The organism is Cytophaga aurantiaca DSM 3654 (assembly GCF_000379725.1).
In the GTDB taxonomy this organism is placed as follows: Bacteria; Bacteroidota; Bacteroidia; order Cytophagales; family Cytophagaceae; genus Cytophaga; species Cytophaga aurantiaca.
In genome coordinates this window covers 1-25,968 of sequence record NZ_KB903664.1, presented here as the reverse complement: position 1 = coordinate 25,968, position 25,968 = coordinate 1, and the positions used below count along the sequence as shown (strand labels likewise).

The window sequence follows — 25,968 nt, the reverse complement described above, 5'->3', positions numbered from 1 at the left end:
CATCCCGCAAATTCGCGTGATGGGATTTTTTATTTTATCTGAAGCATTATTCCTGAAGTTTTTTTCTTTCATCTGGAGTCAGCATGGACCATAAATAAAAACGCTTAGAGATCTTTTTATTTGCATCATACTCCACTCTTTTATAAATGCCTTTTGCTGCATACGTCTCTTCCGTATATTTTTTGGCAAATTCCAGCGATCTATAATTGATTTTATGAAGAAAAAAATATTGATCATTTATACAAACAACCTTCATTAATAAGAGTTGATTTTTTTTGTACTGCTTATAAAATACCTTAATCGATTCTTTTTTAACGCCTCCGTTGTATTTTATTTTCTGTTTAAAATACTTTGTTCCATTATCAAATGTGCCTTTAATTTTAATCTTGCGCCCTCCCAGTTGCTTTTTAATTTTCAGATTCGAAGGATTGCTTCGAAAGGATACAAGCAAGCTATCTATGCTCTTTTTAAATACTTCGATTGTATCGTTTTCATTTGCATACGTATTCATTATTGAACTAAAAAAAAGCACTACAAGAATTAAAAAACTGTTCTTATTCATAATTAAAATATATTTAAGTGATTGGAATAACTAAATATAAATCAAACTTTAAAATTATTCTATGACGAATTAAAGATTAAGTATCGTTAATTTAGGATTTAAACTACCTATAAGTAAAATTTTATTTCTGATCTGAATAATTCAAAACAAATTCAACTGACCATCATCTTTCGGTGGTTTTGCTTTTCCAAAAACTGTCCGTCCACCGTGCTTATAGGATTCGGCACGCTCTTTAGCAATCACCCGATTAAACGCATTAGCATCGGGCTCAAAACCTTTTTCCATCTGTTGTGCAGCAATCGTAAGATTTTTAATTGCCTGCTGTTTATCGCTATCTCCAAGCTTGGCTTTTTCTACAGAAGTGCGGAGAATGTTAATGGTTTCATCGTATACTTTTGTGGGCACTGGAAACGGATGTCCGTCCTTTCCCCCATATGCAAAAGAGAAACGAGCAGGATCGCTAAAACGCGATGGTGTTCCATGAATGACTTCACTTACCAACGCCAGCGATTGTATCGTACGCGGACCGACACCTTCCAGTAAAAGCAAGGATTCAAAATTATTCAGATCACTTTCATGTGCAAGAGCAAGCACTGCACCAAGACGTTTTAAATTTACATTCGAAGCACGAACCTCATGATGGCGTGGCATCACAATCTTTTGTATCTCCGGTAAGATCAGTGAAGGGCGTTCTTTTATAATATCCAGTATGCCCGTCTTTGCAGACACAGCTTCTGTATCTACAAGATTTAAAATCGGCCCCTGATTTTGTCCGTAAATAAATGTATGCGGTGCTTCTACAAAAGAATTTACCTTTTCAGAATGCCAATGATAACGCCGCGCCATACCTGTAGCATCATTCATTCCTTGTTGTACAACAGCCCACTCCCCTTCATCCGTTACAATAAAACTGTGTAAGTATAATTGAAAGCCATCCTGTATGGCAGTATTGTCAACCTTTGCAGACAGCTTACTGGAACGCACCAATTCTGTTCCATTCAATCCGGTGCGTTCGGCCAGCAACAATAATTCATCGGGAGTCTTTCTGGAGTGTTTTCCTTTTCCACCGCAAATATAAATTCCCAGCTCTTTGAATTTCGGATTCACTGCTACTTTCAACGATCCCATCACCGACGTAGTAATTCCGGAAGAATGCCAATCCATACCCAACGCACAGCCAAATGCCTGAAACCAAAATGGATCACTGAGTCGACTTAACACTGCCGATTTTCCGTACTCCAATACGATGGATTCAATAATTGCACCGCCCAACAACGTCATGCGCTGTGCAAGCCACGGCGGCACCTTGCCATAATGCAATGGCAGGTCAGCGTATCGTGTGTTGGAATTGAAATACAACTTAGGCATGGACTATAATAACAAAATTCAATCTCTATTTGTTACATAAGTTATGTTTTTTTTTACATGCGTATTCAGAAATATTTTTAATAAAATCCAATTCCCAAAGCAATTATGTAAATTCTATACTGAACATACTTTTTACGACAAACAGCTATTATGAAAAAATCCACTTCAAAAACCGGAGAGGCTTTAGATCCCAAGCTACAGGATCTACAAAGAAACACATCAGACGCGACCGATCAGTTCATGACAACCGATCATGGAGTTCGAATCAATGATGATAACAATACATTAAAAGCCGGCGAACGTGGGCCTTCCTTACTCGAAGATTTTATCATGCGAGAAAAGATTACGCATTTCGATCATGAACGTATTCCGGAGCGTATTGTTCATGCCCGTGGTTCAGCAGCGCATGGTTATTTTCAGGTGTACGAATCGATGGAAAAATATACCAAAGCCGGTTTCCTTCAAGATCCATCCATTAAGACGCCTGTTTTTACACGCTTCTCAACCGTTGCAGGTTCAAGAGGTTCTACAGATCTTGCCCGTGATGTACGCGGATTCTCTGTTAAGTTTTATACACAGGAAGGAAATTATGATCTGGTAGGAAATAATATGCCTGTATTTTTTATTCAGGATGCAATGAAGTTTCCGGATCTGATCCATGCTGTAAAGCCGGAGCCGCATCATGAAATGCCACAAGCTGCTTCAGCACATGATACCTTCTGGGATTTTATTTCACTCATGCCCGAATCCATGCACATGATCATGTGGGCCATGTCTGATCGTGCTATTCCGCGTAGCTTAAGAATGATGGAAGGTTTTGGCGTACACACGTTCCGATTTATAAATAGTAAAAATGAATCGCACTTTGTAAAGTTCCACTGGAAACCGCTGCAAGGAACGCATTCTGTAACGTGGGACGAAGCACAGAAAATTTCCGGTAAAAATTCCGATTTTCACCGTCAGGATTTGTGGGAAGCAATTGACACAGGAAATTTTCCTGAGTGGGAATTGGGTGTGCAATTAATCGCCGACTCGGATGAATTTAATTTTACATACGATCTCTTAGATCCAACCAAACTTGTACCTGAAGAAGAAGTACCTGTTACCATAATCGGTAAGATGGTACTGAACCGCAACCCGGATAATTTCTTCGCAGAAACAGAACAGGTTGCATTCCATCCGGGCCATCTTGTTCCGGGCATAGATTTCACAAACGACCCCTTATTGCAGGGAAGATTATTTTCATATACGGATACACAACTATCACGTCTTGGAAGTCCGAACTTTCATGAGATCCCGATCAACCGTACTGTTGCGCCGATGCACAACAACCAGCGTGACGGACACATGCGCCAGGAAATAAATACCGGCCGTGTAAGTTACCAGCCAAACTCATTGGGCGGCGGCTGTCCGTATCAGGCAAAAATGAAAGAAGGTGGATTTGTAAGTTTCAATGAACGTGTGGATGCACAAAAAGTGAGAGACCGTAGCGAAAGTTTTTCAGATCATTTTAGTCAGGCAACCTTATTTTTTAACAGTCAGACGGACGTTGAAAAAAATCACATCATTAAAGCACTTCGTTTTGAATTAGGAAAAGTAGAGACCGAAGTGATCCGTGTGCGCATGGTGGCATTGTTAAATCAAGTAGATTCAACACTTGCAGAAAAAGTTGCGCAAGGGTTGGGCATAACGGTGCATAATCCGGAAATACCTATGAATAAAGGCGTAGGTGCAGATGCCAATCCGACAAAATACGAACCGAAGACAATACCACAGACAACTCTTTCTTCAGATGCATTGAGCGTCATTAAAAACCCGACGGTAACAAGTTCTATTAAAACAAAACAGATTGCATTTATTTGTGCAGATGGTGTGTGTAACGCTTCGCTGGTAAATTATAAAAATGCATTAGAGAAAAAGGGTGCTGTAGTGAAAATCATCGCACCACATTTGGGCTTCATTAAATCTGAAGAAGGTAAGAAAATAAAAGTAGATCAAAGTTTACTGATCGCAGCTTCAGTGTTATTTGACGCTGTATTTATTCCTTCCGGAAAAGGCATTGTAGATTTAAAAGAAAGTAAAGAAGTTGCTGAATTTATCACAGATGCGTTTAAACATTGTAAAGTAATTGGCGGCGAAGAAGAGGGTGCTGCACTTATTCAATCTATACAGATCGTTAAAGAAGCTGGCAAAAAATTAGATGAAGGTGTAGTGTTGAACAAAGATACAACAGCCTACATCAAAGCCCTTGGCAAGCACCGTTTCTGGGAACGCGAGGAACTGGTATAAAAATCAATAAAGGCTGCAATATAATTGCAGCCTTTATTTTTACCATTCATAAAAAATTTTAAGCTGTGGATATACAAAGTTCATTTATATCTTTTACTGTTTGAAATTTGTTTTTTGGAATTTGGAATTTCAATTTAAGCTCCCAACTTTTTCAAACACTTCTCCATGTCAATTCCTTTGCCCAATATACCTTTGAACAAATCGCCTTTTTGTTTCAGGCGTTTAAAAATAGTCTTTATAGTGAATTTAGATGGGTGTAAGCCTTTCTTCACTTCACTCCATTCAAGTGGTGTAGAAACCGTAGCGCCTGGTTTTGGGCGTACACTGTATGCTGCTGCAAGTGTTTGTCCACTTCGGTTCTGCAGATAATCCACATAGATCTGCTTTGTCCGTTCCTTTGGATTACGGACCAGACTCGTAAGTTCAGGTAGCTCGTCATGTACAAATTGCGCAATAATATGTGCGAAGTTTTTCCCTTGTTCATACGTATACTTTGCCCCCAACGGAATGTATATATGCAATCCTGTTGCGCCGGATGTTTTACAATATGCATCCGCTCCCGCTTTATCCAATATTCTTTTAACAACCAATGCCGTTTTTATCACTTCTTCAAACGTATTGTTATCGCTCGGGTCCAGATCGATCACAATGTAATCCGGATTTTTTATTTTCTGGATACGTGAGTTCCATGGATTGATCTCAATGCAGCCAAGATTGGCCATGTAAATCAAGGTCTCTTTATTCTGACAAACCATATACCTAATGTCTTTATCATTTGACTCAGAATAAACTTCCTTATATTCGATCCAATCCGGAAAACTATCTGCCATGTCTTTTTGATAAAAGCTGGAACCATTGATACCATTCGGATGGCGGTTCAATGACTCCGGACGGTCTTTCAGATAAGGTAAAATATAATCAGAAATCTGCATGTAGTAATCGATCAGATCACCTTTAGTATAATCATCTTCCGGCCAATAGACTTTTGATCGGTTTGTAATTTTTAAAACCTGCTTGTTAATTTTAACCTCAGTACTGGTAGCCTTTTTCGAATGATCTACGTCTTCTGATTTTTCAACCACTTTTTTAGCTGCCGATGTTTTTTTAGAAATAGCTTTTGCAACAACTGATTTTTTCTTTGTTGCTTTTTTCGTTTTTGATTGTGCTTCCATAGTGTCTTTCGGAATTTTTGCAACTGCTGGCAATTCACGTGTTACTTCTTTAGCTTTTTTATCAATGCGCATGCCTTTAAAAATAGGCTGCCGCATATGTCCTTCACTCGTCCATTCTGAAAAAGCAATCTCACAAACCAACTGTGGTTTTACCCAGGTCACTTTTTCGTTGGTTTTAATTTTTACATCAAATGGAGATTCTGGTTGAATCAAAGGCTTCATCAATTTTAACGTGGACGACAACAAGGATTCTGTAAAGCCGCCACCGGTATGTCCGATGTAAACAAGTCTTCCTTTTTCATAAACACCAAGGATCAATGCGCCAAAACTTTTTCGCGAATTCCTGGGCGCTGTAAAGCCACAGATAATTGCTTCTTGCGCTGAAATGATTTTAATCTTAAGCCATTCACCTGAACGTGATCCCATGCGATATGCGCTATCAGCCTTCTTCGCCATGATCCCTTCCAGCTTATTTTTTTTCGCCAATTCAAAAAAACGGACACCTTCAGACTCTACATGATCGCTGTATGTAATATTAGAAACATCAAGTAAAACTTCTTTTAGTATTTTTTTACGTTCTGTTAAAGGCAAATCCCGCAGATCATTTCCATCCAGGTACAAAATATCAAACACACAATAACACAAATTCGGACTAGGGTTTTCGTCGTATTGCTGTAGCATTTGAAAGCTTGAAGTGCCGTCTGCATTTAATACAACAATCTCTCCATCCAGCACCACATTGTGTCCGAAAGATTCAAGTGTTTTTACTATCGATTTATATTTATGATTGAAGGAGATCAGATTTCTTGAATAGAGATTTACTTTCCCCTTTTCTATCTCTGCAATGGCGCGATATCCGTCCCACTTAATTTCAAAGATCCATTCTTCAGAATCAAACGGACCATCTGTTAATTTTGCCAGCATGGGTTTTACTTCATGCGGTATCAGATCTTTACCTTGTTTTATTTTTACTTTGGGCTGGGCTTTTTTTTTAGAAGAAGACGCAGCTTCTTTTGTTGCTTTCGTTACTGTTTTCTTTACAGCTTTAACAGTCTTTTTAGCAACAGCATCTTTTTTTATGATCTTTGAATTTTCCGGCACATGCTCTTCGCTGCTATACTGTTCTTCGGTAGCGAATTCATCTTTGTGTTTGATCAACAGCCAGGCATTGTCTTTAGATAAATTGTTATTTTTTATTTTCACCAAGGCAAATTCGCCTTTTAATTTTTTACCATGCAAGACAAACTTTAAGCTTCCTTTCTTTAATTCTGCTAAAAGCATTTTTTCACTTTCCTTTCGGTCTTCACTCCCGATCGCATGATAGGTGCCTTCGTCCCATATCTCAACGATACCTGCGCCGTAATTGCCTTCAGGAATAACTCCGGCAAAAGTGCGGTACGCAAACGGATGATCTTCAACCATCATTGCAAGTCTTTTATCTTGCGGGTTAAGCGACGGACCTTTCGGCACTGCCCAACTCTTTAACACACCTTCCATCTCCAGTCTGAAATCGTAATGCAAATGAGACGCTGCATGGCGCTGGATTACAAACTTCAATTCACTACCGGCTGCATTTTTCTTACCTGCAGGTTCGGGTGTTTTCTTAAAGTTGCGTTTTTCTTTATAGATTTCTAAAGCCATAAGATCCCAGGATTAAGTAAAATTATCTTGCTGCTGCAGCTCTCTTTGTTGGAGCCGAATGTAAGCTTGCTTTCAGCTGTGCCATCAGATCTTTTGTTGCCGTTGGTTTTGCTGCAACAGATTTGGTTTTGATAACTGTGCCTTTCGCTTTTGCTTTAATTACCTTCAACAATTCAGCGGTATAGGTATCTTTGTATTTCGAAATATCAAATTCTTCTGTTAGCTGATCAATAAGTGACAAGGCCATTTTCATTTCCCCTTCTTTGATAGCACTTTTAGCCGGAAGATCTAAATCATCCGCATCTAAAATTTCTTCCTGAAAACGGATCTTATTCAATACAATTACGTTTCCTATTGGTTTGAGAATAGCTAAGGCTTCTTTGTTGCGCAATACATAATTGGCGACCGCTACTTTTTTAGACTTGCGCAATGCCTCACGTAGTAAGGCATAGGCACGTGCACCGGATTTGTCCGGCTGAATATAATAAGGCGTTTCAAAATACGTTGAATCTATTTCATCTTCCTGAACAAACTGAAGAATTTCTATGGTTTTCGTTTTTTTCGCATTCGCTTTTTCGAAATCTTTTTCTTCCAGGATCACATATGCATCATCGATCTTATATCCTTTTACAATATTTCCCCAGGTTACTTCTTTACCCGTCTTTTCATTCACCCGATGAAATTTAATATTGGAATGATCTTTCTTATCAAGCATGTCCAGATCCAGTCTACTTTCATGTGTTGCACTGAATAATTTTACAGGTATGTTTACGAGGCCAAATCCAATGGCCCCTGTCCAGATTGTTTTCATAATTTGTAGTCTTTTAGGTACATCATTTCTTTCATGGTGATGGCATTCGCAATGGCATTACCACCCCATGTATTATCAAAATATATAAATGCATTTTTAACATTTGAATTTGTAATGAATTCGCTTAAATCATGTAGTTCGCTGTTCGAATAATTCGATTTATATAATTCTGTTTTGCCATGTAAACGAATGTAAGCTGTGTCCGCGGTGGTTATAAAGTCATCCGGTAAGTCGGGATAGCTCGATGTACAAAAAATAACCTTATGTGATTTCAACGCATTATACACAACCGGATTCCACCAGTCTGCACTGCGAAACTCCAATACATTTTTAAAGGCTGGATTAAGCTGATCCAGAATCCGTTCAAGCGTTTCGTATGAATATTTTACGCTAGGTGGTAATTGAAAAAGTATGCAATCGAGTTTGTCTTTTAAACCCGATGCTGCAACATCATAAAATTCTTTAATCAATGTCTGCGTGTCCTTAAATTTTTTATAATGTGTGATCTGATTGTTTGCCTTAAGAGAAAAACGAAAATTCTCGGGTGTTTTATCGTACCAGCCTTTCAACGACTTATCTGTCGGAAAACGATAAAAACTGGCATTGATCTCTACGGTATTATAGTACTGCGCATAGTATTGCAGCCACTTGCTTTGCGGCAAATTTTCCGGATAAAACAATCCTTTCCATTCTTTGTAATTGTAACCCGAACAGCCTACATGAACTTTCATAATATTCCTTCATTAACAATAGAATATTACGATAGAACTGCTTTTGATCTGTTACATGATTTGGTTAGAATGTTATATAACTATTAGACAAAAAAATATTAAAACAAAAAAACCTTTGTTTTCAGCAACAAAGGTTTTTAATTAAGAAAATAGATGCCTCATTAAACAAATGTAAATCTCGACACTTTCTCTTCAAGATCTATATCCCAATATGTTTTTCCTAATACAACTTCCAACTGCTTCCATAAAATCTCAGAGGTATCCTCAGCTTCTTTTTCTACAGCAAGAGGTGTTCCTTCATTAGAGAGCGTATTACCCTCAACTTCCAGTATATTACGAACAACTTTATTATTCTCGGTATAAATAATATTAAAAGCCATTGACATCTCAGATATGACAAAGGTTAACACATTGCTACCTTCAATAATATATGGATCTGTACACATTTCCATGGGCAAAAATATGAGTGTAGCATTTGGTAAAAAATAAATATCACAGATGCCGTCTTCCTTCCAGTTTCCTGAAGCGGTTTCAAATGAAACAGTACCTTCCTGTTTAAGCTTCCAATTAAATTTTTGTTTAAGAACGTCGAGTTGTCCTTCATAATTTTTGTTAATGGCAATGCCAGCAATGTTAAAACCCATAGTTATATTTCTTTATTTTTTAATTATATTTTTCTCCGTTTGGAATTTGTTATTTGAATTTTGGAATTTGCTTCAGATCATTCCTTCTATAACACCCATCCCAAACAACGCGAAATCATATTTCACCGGATCTTTTGGATCCAGTTTTTTTAGATTGTTGGTCAATTCAACTGCCGTTTTCCAATCTGTTTGTGTACGGGTTATAAGCCCCAATTGACGTGCAATACGATCGACATGTACATCACACGGACAAATCAATTGTGCAGGTTGTATCTTCGTCCAGATTCCAAAATCCACTCCTTTTTTATCTTGGCGTACCATCCAGCGTAGAAACATATTCAAGCGTTTGCAGGCAGATTTTTTTTCGGGAGAAGAGATGTGTTTGAGTGTACGAGTTGGATGTTCAAACGAGAAAAAATAATTACGAAACGCAATCAATCCACCCTCCACGTTTTCAGATTTTTTGTTCATGCCTTGCATAAACACATCTTCCATGGAAGAAAATTCTGTGTACATTTCTTTCAATATAAAAATGAAATACAACAAGTCGGTATCGTTAAACGTGCGATGTACAAAACCTTCCAGCTGTTTCAAGTCTGTATCTTGATGGTGTAAAATGAATTGATGCGGTGCACCATCCATACGTTCGATCAGCTCGGAGCATTTATTGATAATCGTTTTACGCTGCCCCCACGCCAATATAGAAGCGATGAACCCCATGATTTCAATGTCTTCTTTTTTTGAGAACCGATGGGGAATACAAACCGGATCAAATGCTATAAAGTCTTTTGTATTGTACGCCTTATATTTTGATTCAAGCAGGCTATACAGAACGTCACGAGAATATTTATTCATTGATAGAAATGCGTTTACCACCGATTGGTCGGACCACAAAAAAGTGGTCTGACCAATGTGCACTAATTAATATTGAGTTATAAAAAAATCCAAATTCCATTCGGACCACCGATTGAAATTTGGATTTCGATTATTATGTTGATTGCCTGGATGAATTACGGAATGTACATCAGCGTTGCAGAGAAACGAGTTCCTGTGCCTCCTAAACGATCGTATGCTTTTTTAGAAACACGGATAATTGTTTTTCCATCGATACCTGTATCAACAAGTTTACCAACAACTCTTACATATATTTTAACTCCATTTGACTCATTCAGCAATTGAATAATTGTACCAACCGGAGCTGTCTTATGGTAAGCCAGATATTTAGGTGTATCCTGATTATCTAACATAACATCTGCATATCCGCTCTCTGTGATCTTTTTAAAATCAGACGCAGGCACGCTCTTCGTTGGAGGTGTTTGCGTCATTGTTTCCAAACGTACTTTATCCTGCTGCAACTGAACCGTATCTGCTTCCGGATTCGTAGTTGTTGCTACAGGTTTTGTAGTCGTTGCTGTTGTAGGTGTTGTTGCAGGCGTCGTTGGTTTTGTAGTAGTAGTTGTCGTAGTCGTTGCAGGTACTGCAACTGCTACACCGGCAACTTTAACAACTTGTCCAACTTTCAAAGAACCAATTCCCGGGTTTGCTTTTTTAATATCTTCAACACTTACATTGTATTTTTTAGCAATCGAATATAAGGTCTCGCCTGATGCTACTTTATGCTCTATGATTTCTGTACCGGCAGCCGGAGTTGTTGTTGTTGCTGGCTTCGTTGCAGGTGCTGCAGTTTGACTTCCCGCTTTTCCAGGTAAGTTCAATTGTTGCCCCACACTGATCGAAGAACTCAAGCCTGGATTTGCTTTTTTCAATGCATCTACTGAAATACCGTATTTTGTTGCAATGCTGTATAAGGTCTCCCCTGCCGCAACCGTATGCGTCTTTCCATCAGCCGCACTTGCTGTTGCAGCAGCCGGTGAAGCAGGTAATGGTGCAGGTACTTTTAAAATTTGTCCAAGCTTTAAACCTTGTGCTGCTTCGGGATTCGTTTTCTTAAGTTCGTCTACCGATACATTGTATTTTTTTGAAATCGAATATAAGGTCTCACCTGCTGTAATGCGATGCAGGATAAATAGTTTACCATCTTTCCGTTCAACACCAATCGAATCACAAATTCCTGCTTCAGAAAATGTGCTTACAGAAAGCGAAATACATACAACTAAAAAAATTCGGTTTAATACATTTCTATTTAATAACATACGCCTGCAATTCATTATTATTTTTAACTATAATTAATTGTTCTTTCACAACAAAGAAGGTATCCATTCCAATACCTGTTAACCCTCCACGCAATTTTTCATGCAATAACAAGGCCCCTTTTTCATCTGCAACCAACATGTAATTAGTCAGCTTCTCCTCTTCGTAAATATAATAAGAAATCAGCACCTTATCGCCTTTCTCCAAATATTCTATCATGCGAACAGCCTTCTGCTTAGCTATTATTTCAATATATTCCTGAATTTTAACAAAAAAGGAATTTTCTTCTTCAAAATGAAACGGATAATCTACTAACGCTGTCTGTTTGGCTTTCTTATTGAAATTTGAAAAAAGTTCTTTCATGGAAACCTCTTTCAACAAGGCGCCAGTATTCCAATCCAACTTACTGTATGTACTATCTTCACCCGAAACCTCTGAAACAATTACTCCATCTGCTTCGGTATGCATGACCTGTGCATCTTCCTTTCCCCATTTGATCGTACCCGAAATCCCATCTACTACAGCAAAGCCACGTTGCTCGGGCATTTCAGGATCGTTGAATTTTACGATCAGTACATTTCCGCCTTCGGCTACTTTTAAGCTGCTCCACCAGGGATCCAGAATAGCCTGATCCAACCACAATACTTTTTTCGATTTTATATCGATTGCAGTAAAAACAGCTTTTCGTTTATCCCCATCGCGGCTCTCTACAAATAGGATCCCTTTGTCGTCGTCAGCAAGTATTTTCCAGATTGTGCCGGTAAATAATTTAGAAAAAGAAGGGGTATATACAGACATAGGTATTATTTGTTAATTTTAGGTCAAAGGTAGGGAAAAGTTTTAAGTGTGAAGTATTAAATACGATTCGTCTGACCACAAAAAGTGGTCGGACGAATGTTCTAAGAACAAGTGGTCCGACGGCTTTTTTGTCCGTCAGACCACTTGCCAACTAAACAATCACACCTCTAATTTTCAAACCCATACATCCATATTATGAAAAAAAATAGCATCATTATTTTTACATTCTTTTTGTTTACGGTTATCCAGGCTGCGGCACAAAAAGTATACGTCATAAAAGTTCGTGAAGAGATCGCTCCGCAGATGTCGCATTTTGTTGAACTCGGATTGGAAGCCGCCACTATAGACAGTGCCGATTACATCATTCTCGATATGGATACCTACGGCGGTGCCTTAACAGACGCCGACCTCATTCGCACTGCTATACTGGAATACCCGAAACCTGTCTATGTTTTCATCAATAAAAATGCGGCTTCGGCAGGTGCCTTGATCTCCATTGCCTGCGATTCCATTTACATGGACCGCGGTTCGAACATTGGTTCAGCAACGGTAGTAGATGGCGAAGGCAAACCTGCCCCCGACAAATATCAATCGTATATGCGTGCCATGATGCGTACCACAGCAGAGACCAATCACCGTAACCCTGCTATTGCTGAAAGCATGGTTGGCACCGTTATTGGCACCGACAGCATAACCGTCGGTAAGGTTACTGCTTTTACAACTTCTGAAGCCATCGCCAATAAGTACTGTGAAGCGGAAGTCCATTCGCTGGATGAATTGTATAAACGCCTGCATTTAGATAAAGCTTCTATTGTTACATTTGAATTGGATACAACAGACGAGATTATCAATTTCTTTATGAATCCGGCATTACGCGGACTGTTGTTATTGCTAATTATCGGTGGTGTTTATTTTGAACTGCAGACTCCCGGTGTAGGATTTCCATTGGCCGCTGCCATTGTTGGTATTGTGTTGTACTTTGTACCATCTTATTTAAACGGCCTGGCAGAGAACTGGGAGATCCTGATCTTTTTTATCGGTGCAGTTTTACTAATACTGGAGATAACCGTTATACCAGGCTTTGGTATTGCAGGATTAACGGGCTTGACATTGATCGTCGCTTCCTTAATACTGGCAGCACTCAATAACATTGTTTTTGATTTTACCTTTGTGCCCGAAGGCGATGTCTACATCACTTCAGCTACTGTACTACTCTCCTTCACTGGCGGTATCGTACTGGTGTTTGTAGCAGGCAATCAGTTTATGAAAAGTGCTTTTTTCAATAAGATCAGCGTGCAGGAAACCTTTGCAGCAAGTGATGGGTATACGTCAAATTTCAACACCGAATCATTGATCGGGAAACAAGGCACCAGCTATTCTGTGTTGCGTCCTAGCGGTAAAGTGATGATCGATGGAACAATATACGATGCCTATTCACGCGGTGAATTTATTGAAGAAAAGAAAAACATTGAAGTCATTGAACAGGTTGGCAGTTCATTAAAAGTAAAAGAAATTCATGGCGAATAAAATATCTATTGCAGCGATCATTCCTGCACGTTACGCGTCTACCCGTTTCCCGGGAAAACCTTTGGTACAGATCAACGGCAAAACCATGATCCAATGTGTATACGATCAGGTTAAAAGCACGCCCGAAATTGATGAGGTAATTGTTGCGACAGACGACGATCGTATTGAAACGGAAGTAATTCGTTTTGGCGGCAAGGTTGTGCGTACAAAACCCGAACACCCAAGCGGTACCGACCGTTGTTACGAGGCCTATCAGAAATTAAATAAGAAATTTGATTTCGTCATCAACGTACAGGGCGACGAACCCTTCATTCAGCCGGAACAGATTCGTACGCTGGCTGCTATTTTAACACCCGATGTTGAACTTGCCACATTGATCAAAAAGATCGAAGACGAAGAAACCTTATTCAATCCGAATACCCCGAAAGTACTGGTGAATGCTGCGGGCGAAGCAATTTATTTCAGCAGACAAACGATTCCGTATCTGCGTCAATATCCCGATAAAAAAGACTGGTTAGTAAATCATACATTTTTCAAACACATTGGTATGTATGCATATCGTCCGGATATTTTAGCACAGATCACCCAATTAAAACCGTCTGCACTGGAGCTTGCCGAATCGCTTGAGCAGTTGAGATGGTTAGAGAGCGGGTATAAAATCAAAACAGCTGTAACTACGATAGAGACCGTGGGGATTGATACGCCTGAGGATTTGGAACGGGTAACGAGCCGCTAGGTACTAGTTGCTAGACTATCCGTAGAGTTAGCAATAGAGAGCGCAAGAAATAAATATTGAAAATAAATTCTTTTATGAAAGTATTTTTTGCTACTGTATTATTTTTATGTTCTAGCCTATCCTACGCTCAGAATGACAGCACCGTGTTTTTTATTGAACGGGATGGAGTGTTTGAATGGACATTTGTGCTTTCAACAGATTTTAAAATATACGCTTTATCTAAATGCGATATGGTAAAAAATAATTCTTACCAGGAAATAAAAATCAAGTGGATCAAAGTCCCTAAAACAGAATTTACCCGTGCCGGATATAGAATAGATACGTCGGATATCAAGGGAGCTTTTTTAATTGGAGCAAACTTTCCATTGCCGAACCATTTTTACGTATATGAAAACAGAGATTATCTTTTTGAATGCAACAACAATTATTTATATCCCGGTAAAGTATTTGTTTTAGAATCCTACATACATAAATGGAAAGGCGCGGATTACATTGATCTATCCAGCACAGGCACCGTATCGGATGGTTTAACAAGGATTGATCTCAAAACCAGAAATCAACCCATTATAACAATAACAGGTTCTATACCCAGAGTTGTTTTAGAAGGTGATTTCAATGGAGATTTTCATTCTGATTTTGTATTGATTCAAGGGGATGTATATAAAATGTATGTATCAAACAACGGAAGTTTTACCCGAATAAGATGTAAGATGATGTTCGGTGATATTGTACCTGAGTTTTAATAAGAGCGCACAAAACTAGCCTATCCGTAGAGTTAGCGCAGCGCTCTACGGATGAGTAAATGGTTTAGAGTCTCTGACTCGATATAACTATTTGCTCGCAATCTTAAAACGAGTCGGAGACTCTCTTTCATTTGAAGATCCTTAGAGCGCTGCGCAAACTCTAAGGATAGAGGTGGCGATATTGTACCTGAATTTTAATAAAGAATGTATATATAGAAAAAAATACACAATGAATAAATCCATCATTTTTATAGCCCTTTCTACACTCCTTGCTTGTTCTGAAAATAAAGAAAACAAACAGGTTTTAGGAATTGATCATCTGCATCAGGTAATTTCAGATAAATTAAATTCTAAATACTCGTTGATAAAAGATAACTTGTATCGCGATGCGGAAGGCAATCTGTATTTGAAGTCTGTAAATAATGAAGACATTGATAATCATACAAAGCATGATGTTTGGCTAAAAGAGGTCTATTGCGATACGTGCTGGACTCCATCGGAAGACGGACCAACAGATATAACCGAATTAAAAGACTTCGTAGACATAACAACGTTTCATTACGATACAACCTACGAAAATGAAGGCGTAGTTATCTATGCCGACAAAAAATATTTGTACCGTCATAAAATCATGGCCGATGGCGGAACGATTACTGTAGAAAAGAAATAACGATGAGCACAAAAAAATGGATCATAGTTCTAGCATTCCTCATTATTTCAATCGTTTGCTGGGCATTTTATTATAATTATAGAAGCACTTGCGAAGGATGCGGCGGTTGTGGATATGAAAGATTCACGGATCGCGTTTTCGTTGATAAAATTGTCTGCGAAAATGATTCTACATGTATGATTTTTCTTCAATCACTAACCAGCGGACATGGATATCAGATATACCCAGATGAATTTGATAGAGTCCAAACAGACTTTGATAAAAAAGAAATTACAGATACATCAAAAACATTTATCATTTCCGGCAATATGATTTCATATGGCACTTGCGAACCTTATGGTATAGACTCTATGCTTATTGAAAAAAAATAACCTGTATATCAAAAAACAATTTCAAATGACCTTTTGTATTTTTATTAAACCTTGTTGATTGATGAAAAAAATTTATTTATTATTAGTCCTGTTTATGTCTTTCCAAACATCGTTTGCATGTTCGTGCGGTTTCTTTTGGCCCAATGAAGCAATTCTTAAAGACTTAACTGAAAATTCGGATCTGGTTGTGTTTGGGCATCCAATTAAAAACATAAATGATACATTTATTTCAGATAATCCCAAATACATGGGTACAATGATTCTTTTTAAAGTAGACTCTCTAATAAAAGGGGAACTAAAATCCGACACCATTTTTATCAATCAGCAAACAGTTGGAAACTGCTCTCAGAATTTTATGCCAAACGAACAATATGTAATCTTTGGCAATCAAATAGTACAATATGAAACAATCGCCAAAAATGATTACTATGCGCATGCAGATTATATCAAAAAAAATAAAACATTAAAATTTCATAATTCCAATAATACGCTTCCCATCTTTGAAAATTTAACAAAGAAATACGTTACTATTACTACCAGTCAATGTGTTTCATTTACAAACGAGGAGCCTATCGTGTGGCATTATTTTAACCTTAAGTAAGATTCGGCTCTACAAGAGCATGTTAATCTTTCTCTTCAGTTTCATTTACCTATGAACAATTTGGACTCTTATTACCCTCAACTTTAATCGTGAGAATCTGGCATGAACGTTGTATTATTTAAACTTCACTTTTAAAACAAAAAACAATTATTACCCTCTATGAAAAAAATCTACTTATTAACAGCAATTATCTGTTTTTTTTATTCTTGTAACATAAAAGAACAATCTGAAATTCAAAAAGAAGTGATGGCCAGCACCGAAGTGATCGAGGTCGATGTAGATGATCTGGTTAAGAGTTTTGTAAAAGACAGTACTGCTGCGGCAGAAAAATACGTTGGAAAAGTACTTTCCGTAAAAGGTAAAGTGGCCGTTTTTGAACAGATCGACACCTTGACTGGTCATGTAAATGATTCCCTCCCCGGACCTATTAAATGGTTGGCACATCGCATAATTAACGACATTCAGTCAAGTAACATATTCTTTGAAGAACTGGGCAAAACAAATCCTACCTATAATGTACAAGCTACATTTGCGAAAGAATATAGAAAAGAACTTGTTGGTATAAAGGAAAAATCAAAAGTTACAGTGAAAGGAAAACTGGAACACATTTCGACCCTTTCTCAGGTACTTCCCGACAGTTCGAAAAAAACGTTGCTATACACCCTTTCTTTACAAGGATGTGTGATTGAAAAGAAATAGCGATAGCCTGAAATTCCAAGTCAAGCAATCATGAAAATTACAAGAATAGATCTAAGATTCGTTGTTCTGTTTTTATTATGCAGTTTCGTTCCTGATTCTTCTTTCGGACAATCTTCCGAACTGATAGAAAAAGTATGCGCGAATCTCAATCTAAAAATTGAAGATTGTTATTTAGAGCTTGCATCAGAAAAAAGATTGCCAACGGATTCTTCAAAATCTATTGTTGTAATTCCTAAGATTGTTGAACATTATGAAGATTACTTTTCATTTGACAGCTATATCTTAGTTGTTGAAACGAGTTCAGGAAAAATAATATCCATGTATTTTGAAAGTGCGTCAACTAATAATTGGATTTCAGATGCGAATAAACTTCGATCCATTACTATTGATACAGCACCTTATATGTTAAATACTTCAACCAGAGCTTTTGGAATACGAGTACGTTATGAAGGTTCCTCGCGAGCAAATCCATATTATGAAGAAGTGATCTCTTTATTCATACAACAGGGAGAAAAAATCATACAAGTACTTAATAAGTATACCTTATTGCTTGAAAACGGCGAAATGGATGGCATCTGTGCCTCCAGCTTTTGGACGCACAAAAAAGTTCTGATCATTTCAAAAGACAAAACAAAAAGCTTTGCCAATATAGTAGTGAAAGATAAAATCACGAATAGCGTAGCTGTACCTCAAAATAATGATTGTATTCAGAAAGAAACACATTCGTCTGAAACCGAAATTTTAAAATACGACGGAGTAAAATATAAAGGAACATTGTAAGTGAATATTCAAATGCTCTTAAAACACAAATTCCAAACAGCGAATAATATTCAGGCTGTTTGGAATTTGTGTTTTAATCGTTGCTTTATTTGAAGCGGCTTATGCTTGCTTCAACAAACTTCCGTAATGTTTTTCCGTAAACTTATCGATCGTTTCGTAGAATACATCCAATTCCATTTCATCCAGATCAATTACTACTGAATTGCCGTCTTTAAAATCCAACTGCATTTTTTTGCTTACAATTCTTTCTTCTGTAATAATGATGATCTGCTGCACCTCTGCTACGCTAAAACGTCCTTCCTTTTCATTGTTTTTATATTCAATAAAATCATCTGTCAGCAATAAGAAGTCATTGAAATTTGTGATTCCTGAGATCAGTTTTTCCAATACCGGAGCTCCCATACATACCGCAGCCCATAATATAAAACGCAGCAATTTCACTTCGAAGCTAAAATATACATAAGCAAAGATCAATGGAATACATAGATACATCAATACCTGCACCTTCAACTTCTTTTTACGGTTACTGAAGAGGATTCCTCCTTTTACTTCCTTCACCCGGATCGGGAACAAGATCTCTTCCCAAATGATCAGTACCATAATAATAACCGCCAGACTTACCAGCATCACTCCCAGTAAATCGGTGTGATTGTCCTTAATATCATGAATAGACACTACAAAAATTTGCTGCGCCATAAAACACGACGTAACAAAAATTAATAGCAAGAGGCCAACACTAAATTCCAGGGGGTATGTCTTACGTACAATTTTTTTCATGATAAATAAGTATAATGAACTTCTAATAACTAATTACTGAAAATTACTTCTGAAAGTTGTATTAATTCTGTAATGGTATGATAAAAAGATTGTTTTGGGGATAACTTGTTATTTTACCTTATACCCCAATTCATTTAGCAAAGATACAAGACGAACTCTAAAATCCCCTTGTATCAGCACTTCTCCTTCTTTTACGGATCCGCCTACACCAAGTTTATTTTTAAGTTTTTTACCCAAATCTTCCAGATCAGCCGTTGTACCAACAAAACCCGTCACGGCAGTTACCGTTTTTCCGGCCCGGCCCTTACTATCCAGCAGAACCTTTAATTTCTGTTTATCAGCAGGTAAGGTCTCCGATTCGGCCTCCCCATCATACGAGTAATTGAATTCCTCGCTCGTCGAATAAACCACCCCTGTCCGGCCTTTATGTTCTTTTTTTGCCATTTAATCGCTGTTGTAATTTGTTGTAACTTATTTTTTTAATATTTTAGCACAATACTTACTAAACTACTTTGAACACATGAAATATACTATAGTTTTTTTAGCGGCGGTTGCTATTAGTCTTATTGCTTCCTGCGCACCGCAGCATACATGTCCTACGTATTCTAACTCTGCAATTAAGTACCACCATCACCCAACACATACATCACACCATTGATTTGTGATTTTGGCTTAATTTAGCATTAAAAATATACATAAAAAAAACATCCCGCTTATTAGGCTGGATGTTTTTTTTATGTCTGATTCCGAACAAGGGTATCAACCTGTGTTGCGCAACGCACCTGCAATTGCGTTCACTGTAAGCAGCAATTCGGTTAGTATTTTATTTGCTTTTTCAGATTGAGGCTGTGTATTTACCTTTCTCCATTTTCTTAATAATTCGATCTGATCAAAATGTAAGTCGTTCAATGCTTCTGCACGCAACACGTTTGAATAGTGGTGGAACGATCTTCTTACTTCAAATGGATTGTCAAACAACAAGGCCAGCATTTTCTTTGTCTTATTGTATTCCTTCACAATCATATCCAGAATTTCTGTACGGATCTCTTCGTCTTCAACCAGTGTTGCATAACTTCTGAAGATCTTTTCATCCGTTGCTGCCAACGATGTATCTACGTTTGTAAAGATGTAGCGAATGATGGTATCACTCGAAGCCATTTTCTTCAGATACTCAAACTCTTCCGGTTGTTCCTTATAGAACGTTTCTAACGCATTTCCAACACCATACCAGCTTGTGATATTAAAGCGGGACTGTGCCCAGCTAAATACCCAAGGGATGGCACGCAAATCAGCTAGTGTACGCTTACCCGAACGGCGCGCTGGTCTTGAGCCGATTTTACTCTGTTCAATCACATCGATTGGTGTAGCCTGACCAAAGAATGTAATAAAGTTTTTATCGTTGATCAAATTTGTATAGAACTCCTGACTTTTTGCAGCCAGATAATCCAAATGTTTATCAAAACGATTTTTCTTATGTTGTGTATGCTTATGTAGAATGGTATATCCTGCAGTACCTGCTGTAAGCAATTCTAAGTTGAACGCTGCATTGATCTTATTGGCATACTTCTGAGAAATGGTTTCACCTTGTTCGGTCAAACGCATATCCCCTTGTATAGAATTATGAGGCAATGTTTTGATGAACCACTGTGTAGGACCCGCACCACGGCTGATAGAACCACCTTTACCGTGGAAGAAACGAATACGCGCACCGTATTTTTTACCTACATCAACCAATTTCAATTGTGTATTCGATAGATTCGATTGGCTGGCAAGAATACCGCCATCTTTGTTACTATCGCTGTAGCCAATCATTACCTGCTGTACTTTATCTTTTTCGACTCTATCCAGACGGTGATACTCTAAGCTGTTTTTAGTGATCGGATGTTCTAAGAATTTACTTAAGATCTGCGGACTGCCTTGTAAATCTTCAATTGTTTCGAACAATGGAACAACCGGAAGTTTACATACAATACCTTTATCTGTTTTAATCAACAGACCAGCTTCTCTAGCCAATAAATAAACAAGCAACAGATCCGAAGTAGAACGTGTCATACTTACGATCAGCGAACCCAATGCATTTGTTCCGTACTTCTCTACGTGATCTGCAACTACACGTAAACATGAGGTTACAGCTTCTGCTTCAGGTCCGAGTTTTGTATTCGGATAAGAGAACGGACGAAGTGAAAGCAATTCTTTATTAATGAATTTTAATCGTTCTTCTTCATTCAATGTCAAGAAACGATCGCCATCCATCGACGCAGCATTCATCAACTGTGCAATTGCATTGTCGTGAAACTTGCTGTTCTGACGAATATCTAAATGAGCTAAATGGAAACCGAATGTCTGCACCAAACGCACCATATCACGTACGTCATTATATGCAATCGTTCTTGCTCCAAATGCAAGCAAGGCATCGCGTAAAATAACAAGGTCTTCAATTAATTTCTGAGATTCGTTGTAGCTGTATGGTTTTTCATTTAAGCGCAAACCATCGCCTTTATTCTCTTCCAGCGGAAGCTTCATAATCAGAAGCTCAATGTAGAAACGGAAAATCTCTCTGTTGTTCGATTCGTTTTCTAATAAGTGCTGATTATTTGTTTCTTCTAATAATTCATTGATCCTTTTTTGAAGCGGCTTGATTGTTTCTTTAAACAAACAGGTAAAGCTTAAATTCTTCTCCAGTTTTTCAAGATGTCTGTGCATTAAAATAAATGCATTCAAACGAAACAGTTCAAGTGTTTCTTTGGTCACCTCACTTGTTACAAGCGGGTGACCATCGCGGTCGCCGCCTACCCAGTTACCAAAGGAAATTTTTGGAAGTTTCGTATACGTAATAATCAATTCAGGATCAAAACCCATTTGCTCCCAAGCCATACCCAATCTGCGATCCAGAATAGATACTACTTCAGGGAATACAGTAGTAAGATAATGAAGTACGTTTGAACGTTCAGAACTCAGATCCGGTTTTTCAAGATAGATCTCTCCTGTTCTCCATAAACGATCCAGTACCAATTTGATCTCACGTGTAATTTCTGATTTTTCTAAATCCGTATATGTTGAATCTTCCCAACGAAGGAATAATAAATACAATTGTCTGTGGTGTTCCAATACGATCGTACGCTTTGCTTCTGTAGGGTGCGCGGTAAGTACAGGCTCAATACGTATGTCGCATAATTCTTCTGCAATCTGCTCCTGCGAAATTTTCTTTTGCTTCAACATTAACAGATTCTTGCCCCAAAGCCCGTTAACACTGGCTAATGAGCGATCGCTTTCATGCTGGCGACGTAATTTTACGGCACCATTTTCTTCAGCCATATTTAATAGCTGAAATGCGATGGAATACACTTGAATGTGTTTTTCTGTAATTGAGTCGGGGTTGACTTTACCTTTTTTATTGATCCATGGTATGTAACGGGCCAATTCTTCTTCGCCGTTCTGGATCAATACATCCTTAAAACAATTTAAAAGGAACTCTAGATTGTGATATGTCTTACCTAATTTGTCCTGCGTTACCGTCAATGCGCTCATTTGGTAGTGATTAAATAGTCAACCTTCAATTTTTAACAAAAAAAGTAATACTCGGGGTATTAAATTCCCTTACAAGATAAAATATTTAAATTGAAAATATTGAAATTGTTCAAAATAAAATCGTTTAGATGGGTATTTTTAACTTGATTCTTGGAATTAGCCTAATTCTTCCTCTTTTGTATCTGAAATCTTCACTGTTTCCGGAATTAAATGTAATTTTGATTTATAACAGCAACGAACCTGTTCCGAATTTCAGTAAACCCATTTATGAAACATTCCCTTTTGCTTCTACTCAGCTTGATCGCATTTAGCAGTATTGCTGCTAAACCCACTACACCTCCATTAGATAGTACGGGAAAAGATTATTGTTATTATTTCGATGTTCCTTTCACTACGCCTCAATCCTGGGAAAGCACATTAAAACTAACAAAAAAATTCATGGACAGTTTGTATGCGGGTAGATATGAAATCATTGGGATTGATACCGCCAGCAAATCCATGAAAATACGCATTCGAAATAAATTGAAAAGCCATGGCATGCTCAAAAATACACACAAGCCTGTATATGCAGATTGTTATATGACCTTTGATTACATTATTTATTATACGCCAACTGGCATGCGTTGCAAGGTGAAACGCCTTGTACATTATTATACCTTCACAGAGGAATCGGATTACATGGGCAAAACAACAGGCAGCACCCGGACCATGCGGACCAAAACAACAAACATGGAAATACCCATGATACAAACGGATATTCAGCAGTATACCAAAAAAGTATTGATTGAAGCAAATTCCGATATTACAGAAAGTATTAATTCTTTTAAATCCTTTAAATGGATTGATACAACTCCGCTGAAAAAAGGTAAAAAAAGTATTGAAGATGACGACTATTAAATCGTTCACCCTTATTATAGCAATTCTTTTATTCTGTAGTTCTCTGGTATCTTTCAACTGCTATTACACAGAATCGGATGGTGAACCTGTTATGGGGAAATGGGTATTGATACAATTCCATCCGGCAAAAAAAGACACATTCAAATTTAAAGATCTGGTCGCTTTTCAGATTGAAAGTGAAGGCATGACTGCGGGTTTCATGGGCTGCAACAAATTCAGGACAGAATGCGAAACGCATGGTGACAGCATTCATTTTGAAACTATTTTATCTTCCAGAAAGTTTTGTAATAAAGTTCATATGGATCTGGAAGATCAGTTCCGTGCAACGCTATCAAATGCCAATATCTATAGCCTGAAAGAGCAGATATTGACATTGTATGATGGCAAGAGAAAGCTGGCCTCCTTTAAAAAGCAATAACATGTTTGTCAATCCGCGCGACCCCGACAACAAGATCATCAATAGTAAAATTTTAGAATGGGTCCTGACCTTCGACGAAATTCCAAGGGATGCGCATGTTCATACCCGTGAAGTTACCTGCAACGATCCGGGCTGTAATCATACAGATACCTACATTACGATTGAAGGAACAAATGCATTTAAAAAAGAAATCTTGGTGCGTAAACCCCTGGTTTATATTCGAAAGTGGGACATTGTACTTTAATTACATTTTTTATAATAAACACCCTCTCCGATTCTTTTGTCGAAAAAAAATCATTATACTGCAATTATTAAATACGTTGCACAACTTTAGATTTTGCACAGTTTTCAGGTATATATTGTCGGATTGAAATGAATTCATGAGATTTCGATCCAAAAAATTAAAATTCTTTAATCTAAAAAGACCATTTTAATTTTTACGTTTATAACGTAAAAATCTCATAATGAGCGATATTATTTCTTATTCTGGTTTCTTATATTGAAAATCAGAATACATGATACAGTATCAATCTGAAGAAATAGAACCCTATAATACAATATTATAATAATAAACATCTGAATAAAATAACCCAATTATGAAAAGGATTTTAATACTCATAAGCTTGGCAGCAGCAGTGTTGTGTGAAACAAGTTGTGATTCTCACGAGCATGTACACGAGAAAACAAAACTGTTAGTTACCAGCCCGCTGAGAATGGATACCATTACGACAAAAGAATATGTATGTCAAATACGTGCTATCCGTCACATTGAATTACGAGCTCTGGAAAAAGGGTATTTACAGGATTATTTTATTGATGAAGGTAAGTTTGTAAAACAAGGAACATTAATGTTCCAGATCCTGCCTTTACTTTATCAGGCAGATTATCAAAAAGCACAAGCTGAATTAAGCTTTGCTGAAGTAGAATATTTGAATACAAAGGCCCTTGCTGACAGCAATGTGGTATCAAAAAATGAACTTCTATTGGCTAAAGCAAAGCTTGAAAAAGCGAAAGCTCAGCTATCTTTGGCTCAGGCTCACTTGGGCTTTACTCAGATCAGAGCACCTTTTGATGGTATAATGAATCGCCTGGAAGTACGAAAAGGAAGTTTGTTAAATGAAGGTGACCTGCTTTCAAGCATTTCGGATATCAGCCAGATGTGGGTTTACTTCAACGTTCCGGAAGCCGAATATCTGGATTACAAAAAACACCTTATTAAATCCAGTCAGCCAATGAAGGTTGCCTTGAAAATGGCTAACAATGAAATGTTCAATCAAATTGGTATTGTTGAAACAATCGAAGCAGACTTCAATAATCAGACAGGTACGATTGCATTCAGAGCAACGTTCCAGAACCCGGATAGACTTATCAGACATGGAGAAACAGGGAACGTAGTTGTTACAGTACCGCATAAAAATGCATTACTCATTCCTCAGAAAGCAACATTTGAAATTCTAAATTCTCGCTATGTGTATGTGGTGGACAAAAACAATGTTATAAAAGCAAGAGAAATCACGATCAGTGCTGAGATGCCTAACATATATGTTGTAACAGGCGGACTGGAGGAAACAGATAAAATACTTTTAGAAGGTTTGCGTCTTGTTAGTGAAAACGATAAGATCACCTACGATTTCAAACAGCCTAAAGATGTGATGAAAGGCTTAAATATTTATGCTGAATAACTCATTCTAAAGGTATTTAAAAAGATCTAATATGTTCCAACAGTTTATACGTAGACCAGCCCTTGCGATTGTAATTTCGCTTGTAATTATGTTCATGGGTTTGCTGGCAATCAAAACGCTCCCTAAATCTCAGTTCCCGGATATTGCACCACCTATGATTGTGGTATATGCATCCTATCCCGGAGCCAGTTCAACCGTACTAACAAACTCGGTACTTATNCCGCTTGAACAAGCTATCAATGGTGTACCAGGCATGAAATACATGTTTACAACCGGTGCAAGTTCGGGTGAAGCAAACTTACAGATCGTCTTCCACCTGGGTACTGACCCCAATCAGGCACTTGTAAACGTACAAAACCGTATTGAGCAGAT

At 37.8% G+C, this 25,968-nt stretch carries 26 protein-coding genes; 14 read left to right on the top strand and 12 right to left on the bottom strand.

Annotated features, from left to right (window positions below):
• Window positions 1-46: 46 nt before the first annotated feature.
• Window positions 47-562: a hypothetical protein gene (locus A3EE_RS0117090; RefSeq protein WP_157447083.1), complete on the bottom strand. Its 516-nt coding sequence runs from the start codon at window positions 560-562 to the stop codon at window positions 47-49.
• Window positions 563-703: 141 nt separating this feature from the next.
• Window positions 704-1,930, bottom strand: a complete 1,227-nt coding sequence (locus A3EE_RS0117085) for a DUF763 domain-containing protein (RefSeq protein WP_018344659.1) — start codon at window positions 1,928-1,930, stop codon at window positions 704-706.
• 150 nt (window positions 1,931-2,080) lie between these two features.
• Between A3EE_RS0117085 and A3EE_RS0117080 the strand changes: the two genes are divergently transcribed.
• Entirely contained in the window at window positions 2,081-4,219 is a 2,139-nt protein-coding gene (locus A3EE_RS0117080) for a catalase (RefSeq protein ID WP_018344658.1), read from the top strand.
• A 134-nt stretch (window positions 4,220-4,353) separates the two neighbouring features.
• On the opposite strand, the gene ligD is transcribed toward A3EE_RS0117080, so the two are convergent.
• The 7 genes from ligD to A3EE_RS0117045 form a co-directional block, all read right to left on the bottom strand.
• A complete protein-coding gene (gene ligD, locus A3EE_RS0117075) occupies window positions 4,354-7,032 on the bottom strand; it encodes a DNA ligase D (protein WP_018344657.1) in 2,679 nt (892 codons plus the stop codon).
• Between the two features lie 22 nt (window positions 7,033-7,054).
• A complete protein-coding gene (gene ku / locus A3EE_RS0117070) occupies window positions 7,055-7,843 on the bottom strand; it encodes a non-homologous end joining protein Ku (protein ID WP_018344656.1) in 789 nt (262 codons plus the stop codon).
• Window positions 7,840-8,574, bottom strand: coding sequence for a DUF72 domain-containing protein (locus A3EE_RS0117065; protein WP_018344655.1), 735 nt, complete (start codon window positions 8,572-8,574; stop codon window positions 7,840-7,842). The genes ku and A3EE_RS0117065 overlap by 4 nt, the downstream gene beginning before the upstream one ends.
• A gap of 161 nt (window positions 8,575-8,735) precedes the next feature.
• On the bottom strand, window positions 8,736-9,218 hold the full coding sequence (locus A3EE_RS0117060; protein WP_018344654.1) for a hypothetical protein: 483 nt from the start codon (window positions 9,216-9,218) through the stop codon (window positions 8,736-8,738).
• Between the two features lie 72 nt (window positions 9,219-9,290).
• Window positions 9,291-10,073 (bottom strand): TIGR02757 family protein, encoded by a 783-nt coding sequence (locus tag A3EE_RS0117055; protein ID WP_018344653.1) that lies wholly within the window; start codon window positions 10,071-10,073, stop codon window positions 9,291-9,293.
• Window positions 10,074-10,228: 155 nt separating this feature from the next.
• Window positions 10,229-11,371: a LysM peptidoglycan-binding domain-containing protein gene (locus tag A3EE_RS0117050; protein ID WP_018344652.1), complete on the bottom strand. Its 1,143-nt coding sequence runs from the start codon at window positions 11,369-11,371 to the stop codon at window positions 10,229-10,231.
• Window positions 11,358-12,167 carry a DUF4905 domain-containing protein gene (locus tag A3EE_RS0117045; protein WP_018344651.1) on the bottom strand — a complete coding sequence of 270 codons (810 nt, stop codon included), beginning with the start codon at window positions 12,165-12,167 and terminating at the stop codon, window positions 11,358-11,360. Before A3EE_RS0117045 ends, A3EE_RS0117050 begins: the two co-directional genes overlap by 14 nt.
• 195 nt (window positions 12,168-12,362) lie before the next feature.
• On the opposite strand from A3EE_RS0117045, the gene A3EE_RS0117040 reads away from it, so the two are divergent.
• From A3EE_RS0117040 to A3EE_RS20890, 8 genes are all read left to right on the top strand, one after another.
• Window positions 12,363-13,694 (top strand): NfeD family protein, encoded by a 1,332-nt coding sequence (locus A3EE_RS0117040; RefSeq protein ID WP_018344650.1) that lies wholly within the window; start codon window positions 12,363-12,365, stop codon window positions 13,692-13,694.
• Window positions 13,684-14,430 carry a 3-deoxy-manno-octulosonate cytidylyltransferase gene (gene kdsB / locus A3EE_RS0117035; RefSeq protein WP_018344649.1) on the top strand — a complete coding sequence of 249 codons (747 nt, stop codon included), beginning with the start codon at window positions 13,684-13,686 and terminating at the stop codon, window positions 14,428-14,430. Before A3EE_RS0117040 ends, kdsB begins: the two co-directional genes overlap by 11 nt.
• A 74-nt stretch (window positions 14,431-14,504) precedes the next feature.
• Window positions 14,505-15,173 carry a hypothetical protein gene (locus tag A3EE_RS0117030; protein ID WP_018344648.1) on the top strand — a complete coding sequence of 223 codons (669 nt, stop codon included), beginning with the start codon at window positions 14,505-14,507 and terminating at the stop codon, window positions 15,171-15,173.
• A 229-nt stretch (window positions 15,174-15,402) separates the two neighbouring features.
• A complete protein-coding gene (locus A3EE_RS0117025; protein WP_018344647.1) occupies window positions 15,403-15,843 on the top strand; it encodes a hypothetical protein in 441 nt (146 codons plus the stop codon).
• 2 nt (window positions 15,844-15,845) lie between these two features.
• Entirely contained in the window at window positions 15,846-16,214 is a 369-nt protein-coding gene (locus A3EE_RS0117020) for a hypothetical protein (protein WP_018344646.1), read from the top strand.
• Window positions 16,215-16,275: 61 nt separating this feature from the next.
• A complete protein-coding gene (locus A3EE_RS0117015) occupies window positions 16,276-16,815 on the top strand; it encodes a hypothetical protein (RefSeq protein ID WP_018344645.1) in 540 nt (179 codons plus the stop codon).
• Window positions 16,816-16,974: 159 nt separating this feature from the next.
• The gene (locus tag A3EE_RS0117010; protein WP_018344644.1) at window positions 16,975-17,514 is read left to right on the top strand and encodes an OB-fold protein; all 540 of its coding nucleotides are present in this window, start codon (window positions 16,975-16,977) and stop codon (window positions 17,512-17,514) included.
• A gap of 30 nt (window positions 17,515-17,544) precedes the next feature.
• A complete protein-coding gene (locus A3EE_RS20890; RefSeq protein ID WP_018344643.1) occupies window positions 17,545-18,294 on the top strand; it encodes a PA3715 family protein in 750 nt (249 codons plus the stop codon).
• Between the two features lie 99 nt (window positions 18,295-18,393).
• Here the strand turns inward: A3EE_RS20890 and A3EE_RS0117000 are convergent, their stop codons facing one another.
• From A3EE_RS0117000 to A3EE_RS0116990, 3 genes are all read right to left on the bottom strand, one after another.
• Window positions 18,394-19,071, bottom strand: coding sequence for a hypothetical protein (locus A3EE_RS0117000; protein WP_033418242.1), 678 nt, complete (start codon window positions 19,069-19,071; stop codon window positions 18,394-18,396).
• Window positions 19,072-19,179: 108 nt separating this feature from the next.
• A complete protein-coding gene (locus A3EE_RS0116995) occupies window positions 19,180-19,515 on the bottom strand; it encodes a translation initiation factor (RefSeq protein WP_018344641.1) in 336 nt (111 codons plus the stop codon).
• 315 nt (window positions 19,516-19,830) lie between these two features.
• A complete protein-coding gene (locus tag A3EE_RS0116990) occupies window positions 19,831-22,599 on the bottom strand; it encodes a phosphoenolpyruvate carboxylase (RefSeq protein WP_018344640.1) in 2,769 nt (922 codons plus the stop codon).
• A 267-nt stretch (window positions 22,600-22,866) separates the two neighbouring features.
• On the opposite strand from A3EE_RS0116990, the gene A3EE_RS0116980 reads away from it, so the two are divergent.
• The 5 genes from A3EE_RS0116980 to A3EE_RS20885 form a co-directional block, all read left to right on the top strand.
• Complete coding sequence (locus A3EE_RS0116980) at window positions 22,867-23,496, top strand: hypothetical protein (protein ID WP_033418240.1); 630 nt, start codon at window positions 22,867-22,869, stop codon at window positions 23,494-23,496.
• On the top strand, window positions 23,483-23,914 hold the full coding sequence (locus tag A3EE_RS0116975) for an META domain-containing protein (protein WP_018344637.1): 432 nt from the start codon (window positions 23,483-23,485) through the stop codon (window positions 23,912-23,914). The genes A3EE_RS0116980 and A3EE_RS0116975 overlap by 14 nt, the downstream gene beginning before the upstream one ends.
• Window position 23,915: 1 nt before the next feature.
• Entirely contained in the window at window positions 23,916-24,158 is a 243-nt protein-coding gene (locus A3EE_RS0116970; RefSeq protein WP_245553857.1) for a hypothetical protein, read from the top strand.
• A gap of 352 nt (window positions 24,159-24,510) precedes the next feature.
• On the top strand, window positions 24,511-25,596 hold the full coding sequence (locus A3EE_RS0116965; RefSeq protein WP_026209842.1) for an efflux RND transporter periplasmic adaptor subunit: 1,086 nt from the start codon (window positions 24,511-24,513) through the stop codon (window positions 25,594-25,596).
• Window positions 25,597-25,627: 31 nt separating this feature from the next.
• The coding region (locus tag A3EE_RS20885) for an efflux RND transporter permease subunit (RefSeq protein ID WP_169334035.1) at window positions 25,628-25,968 on the top strand (341 nt) is incomplete at its 3' end.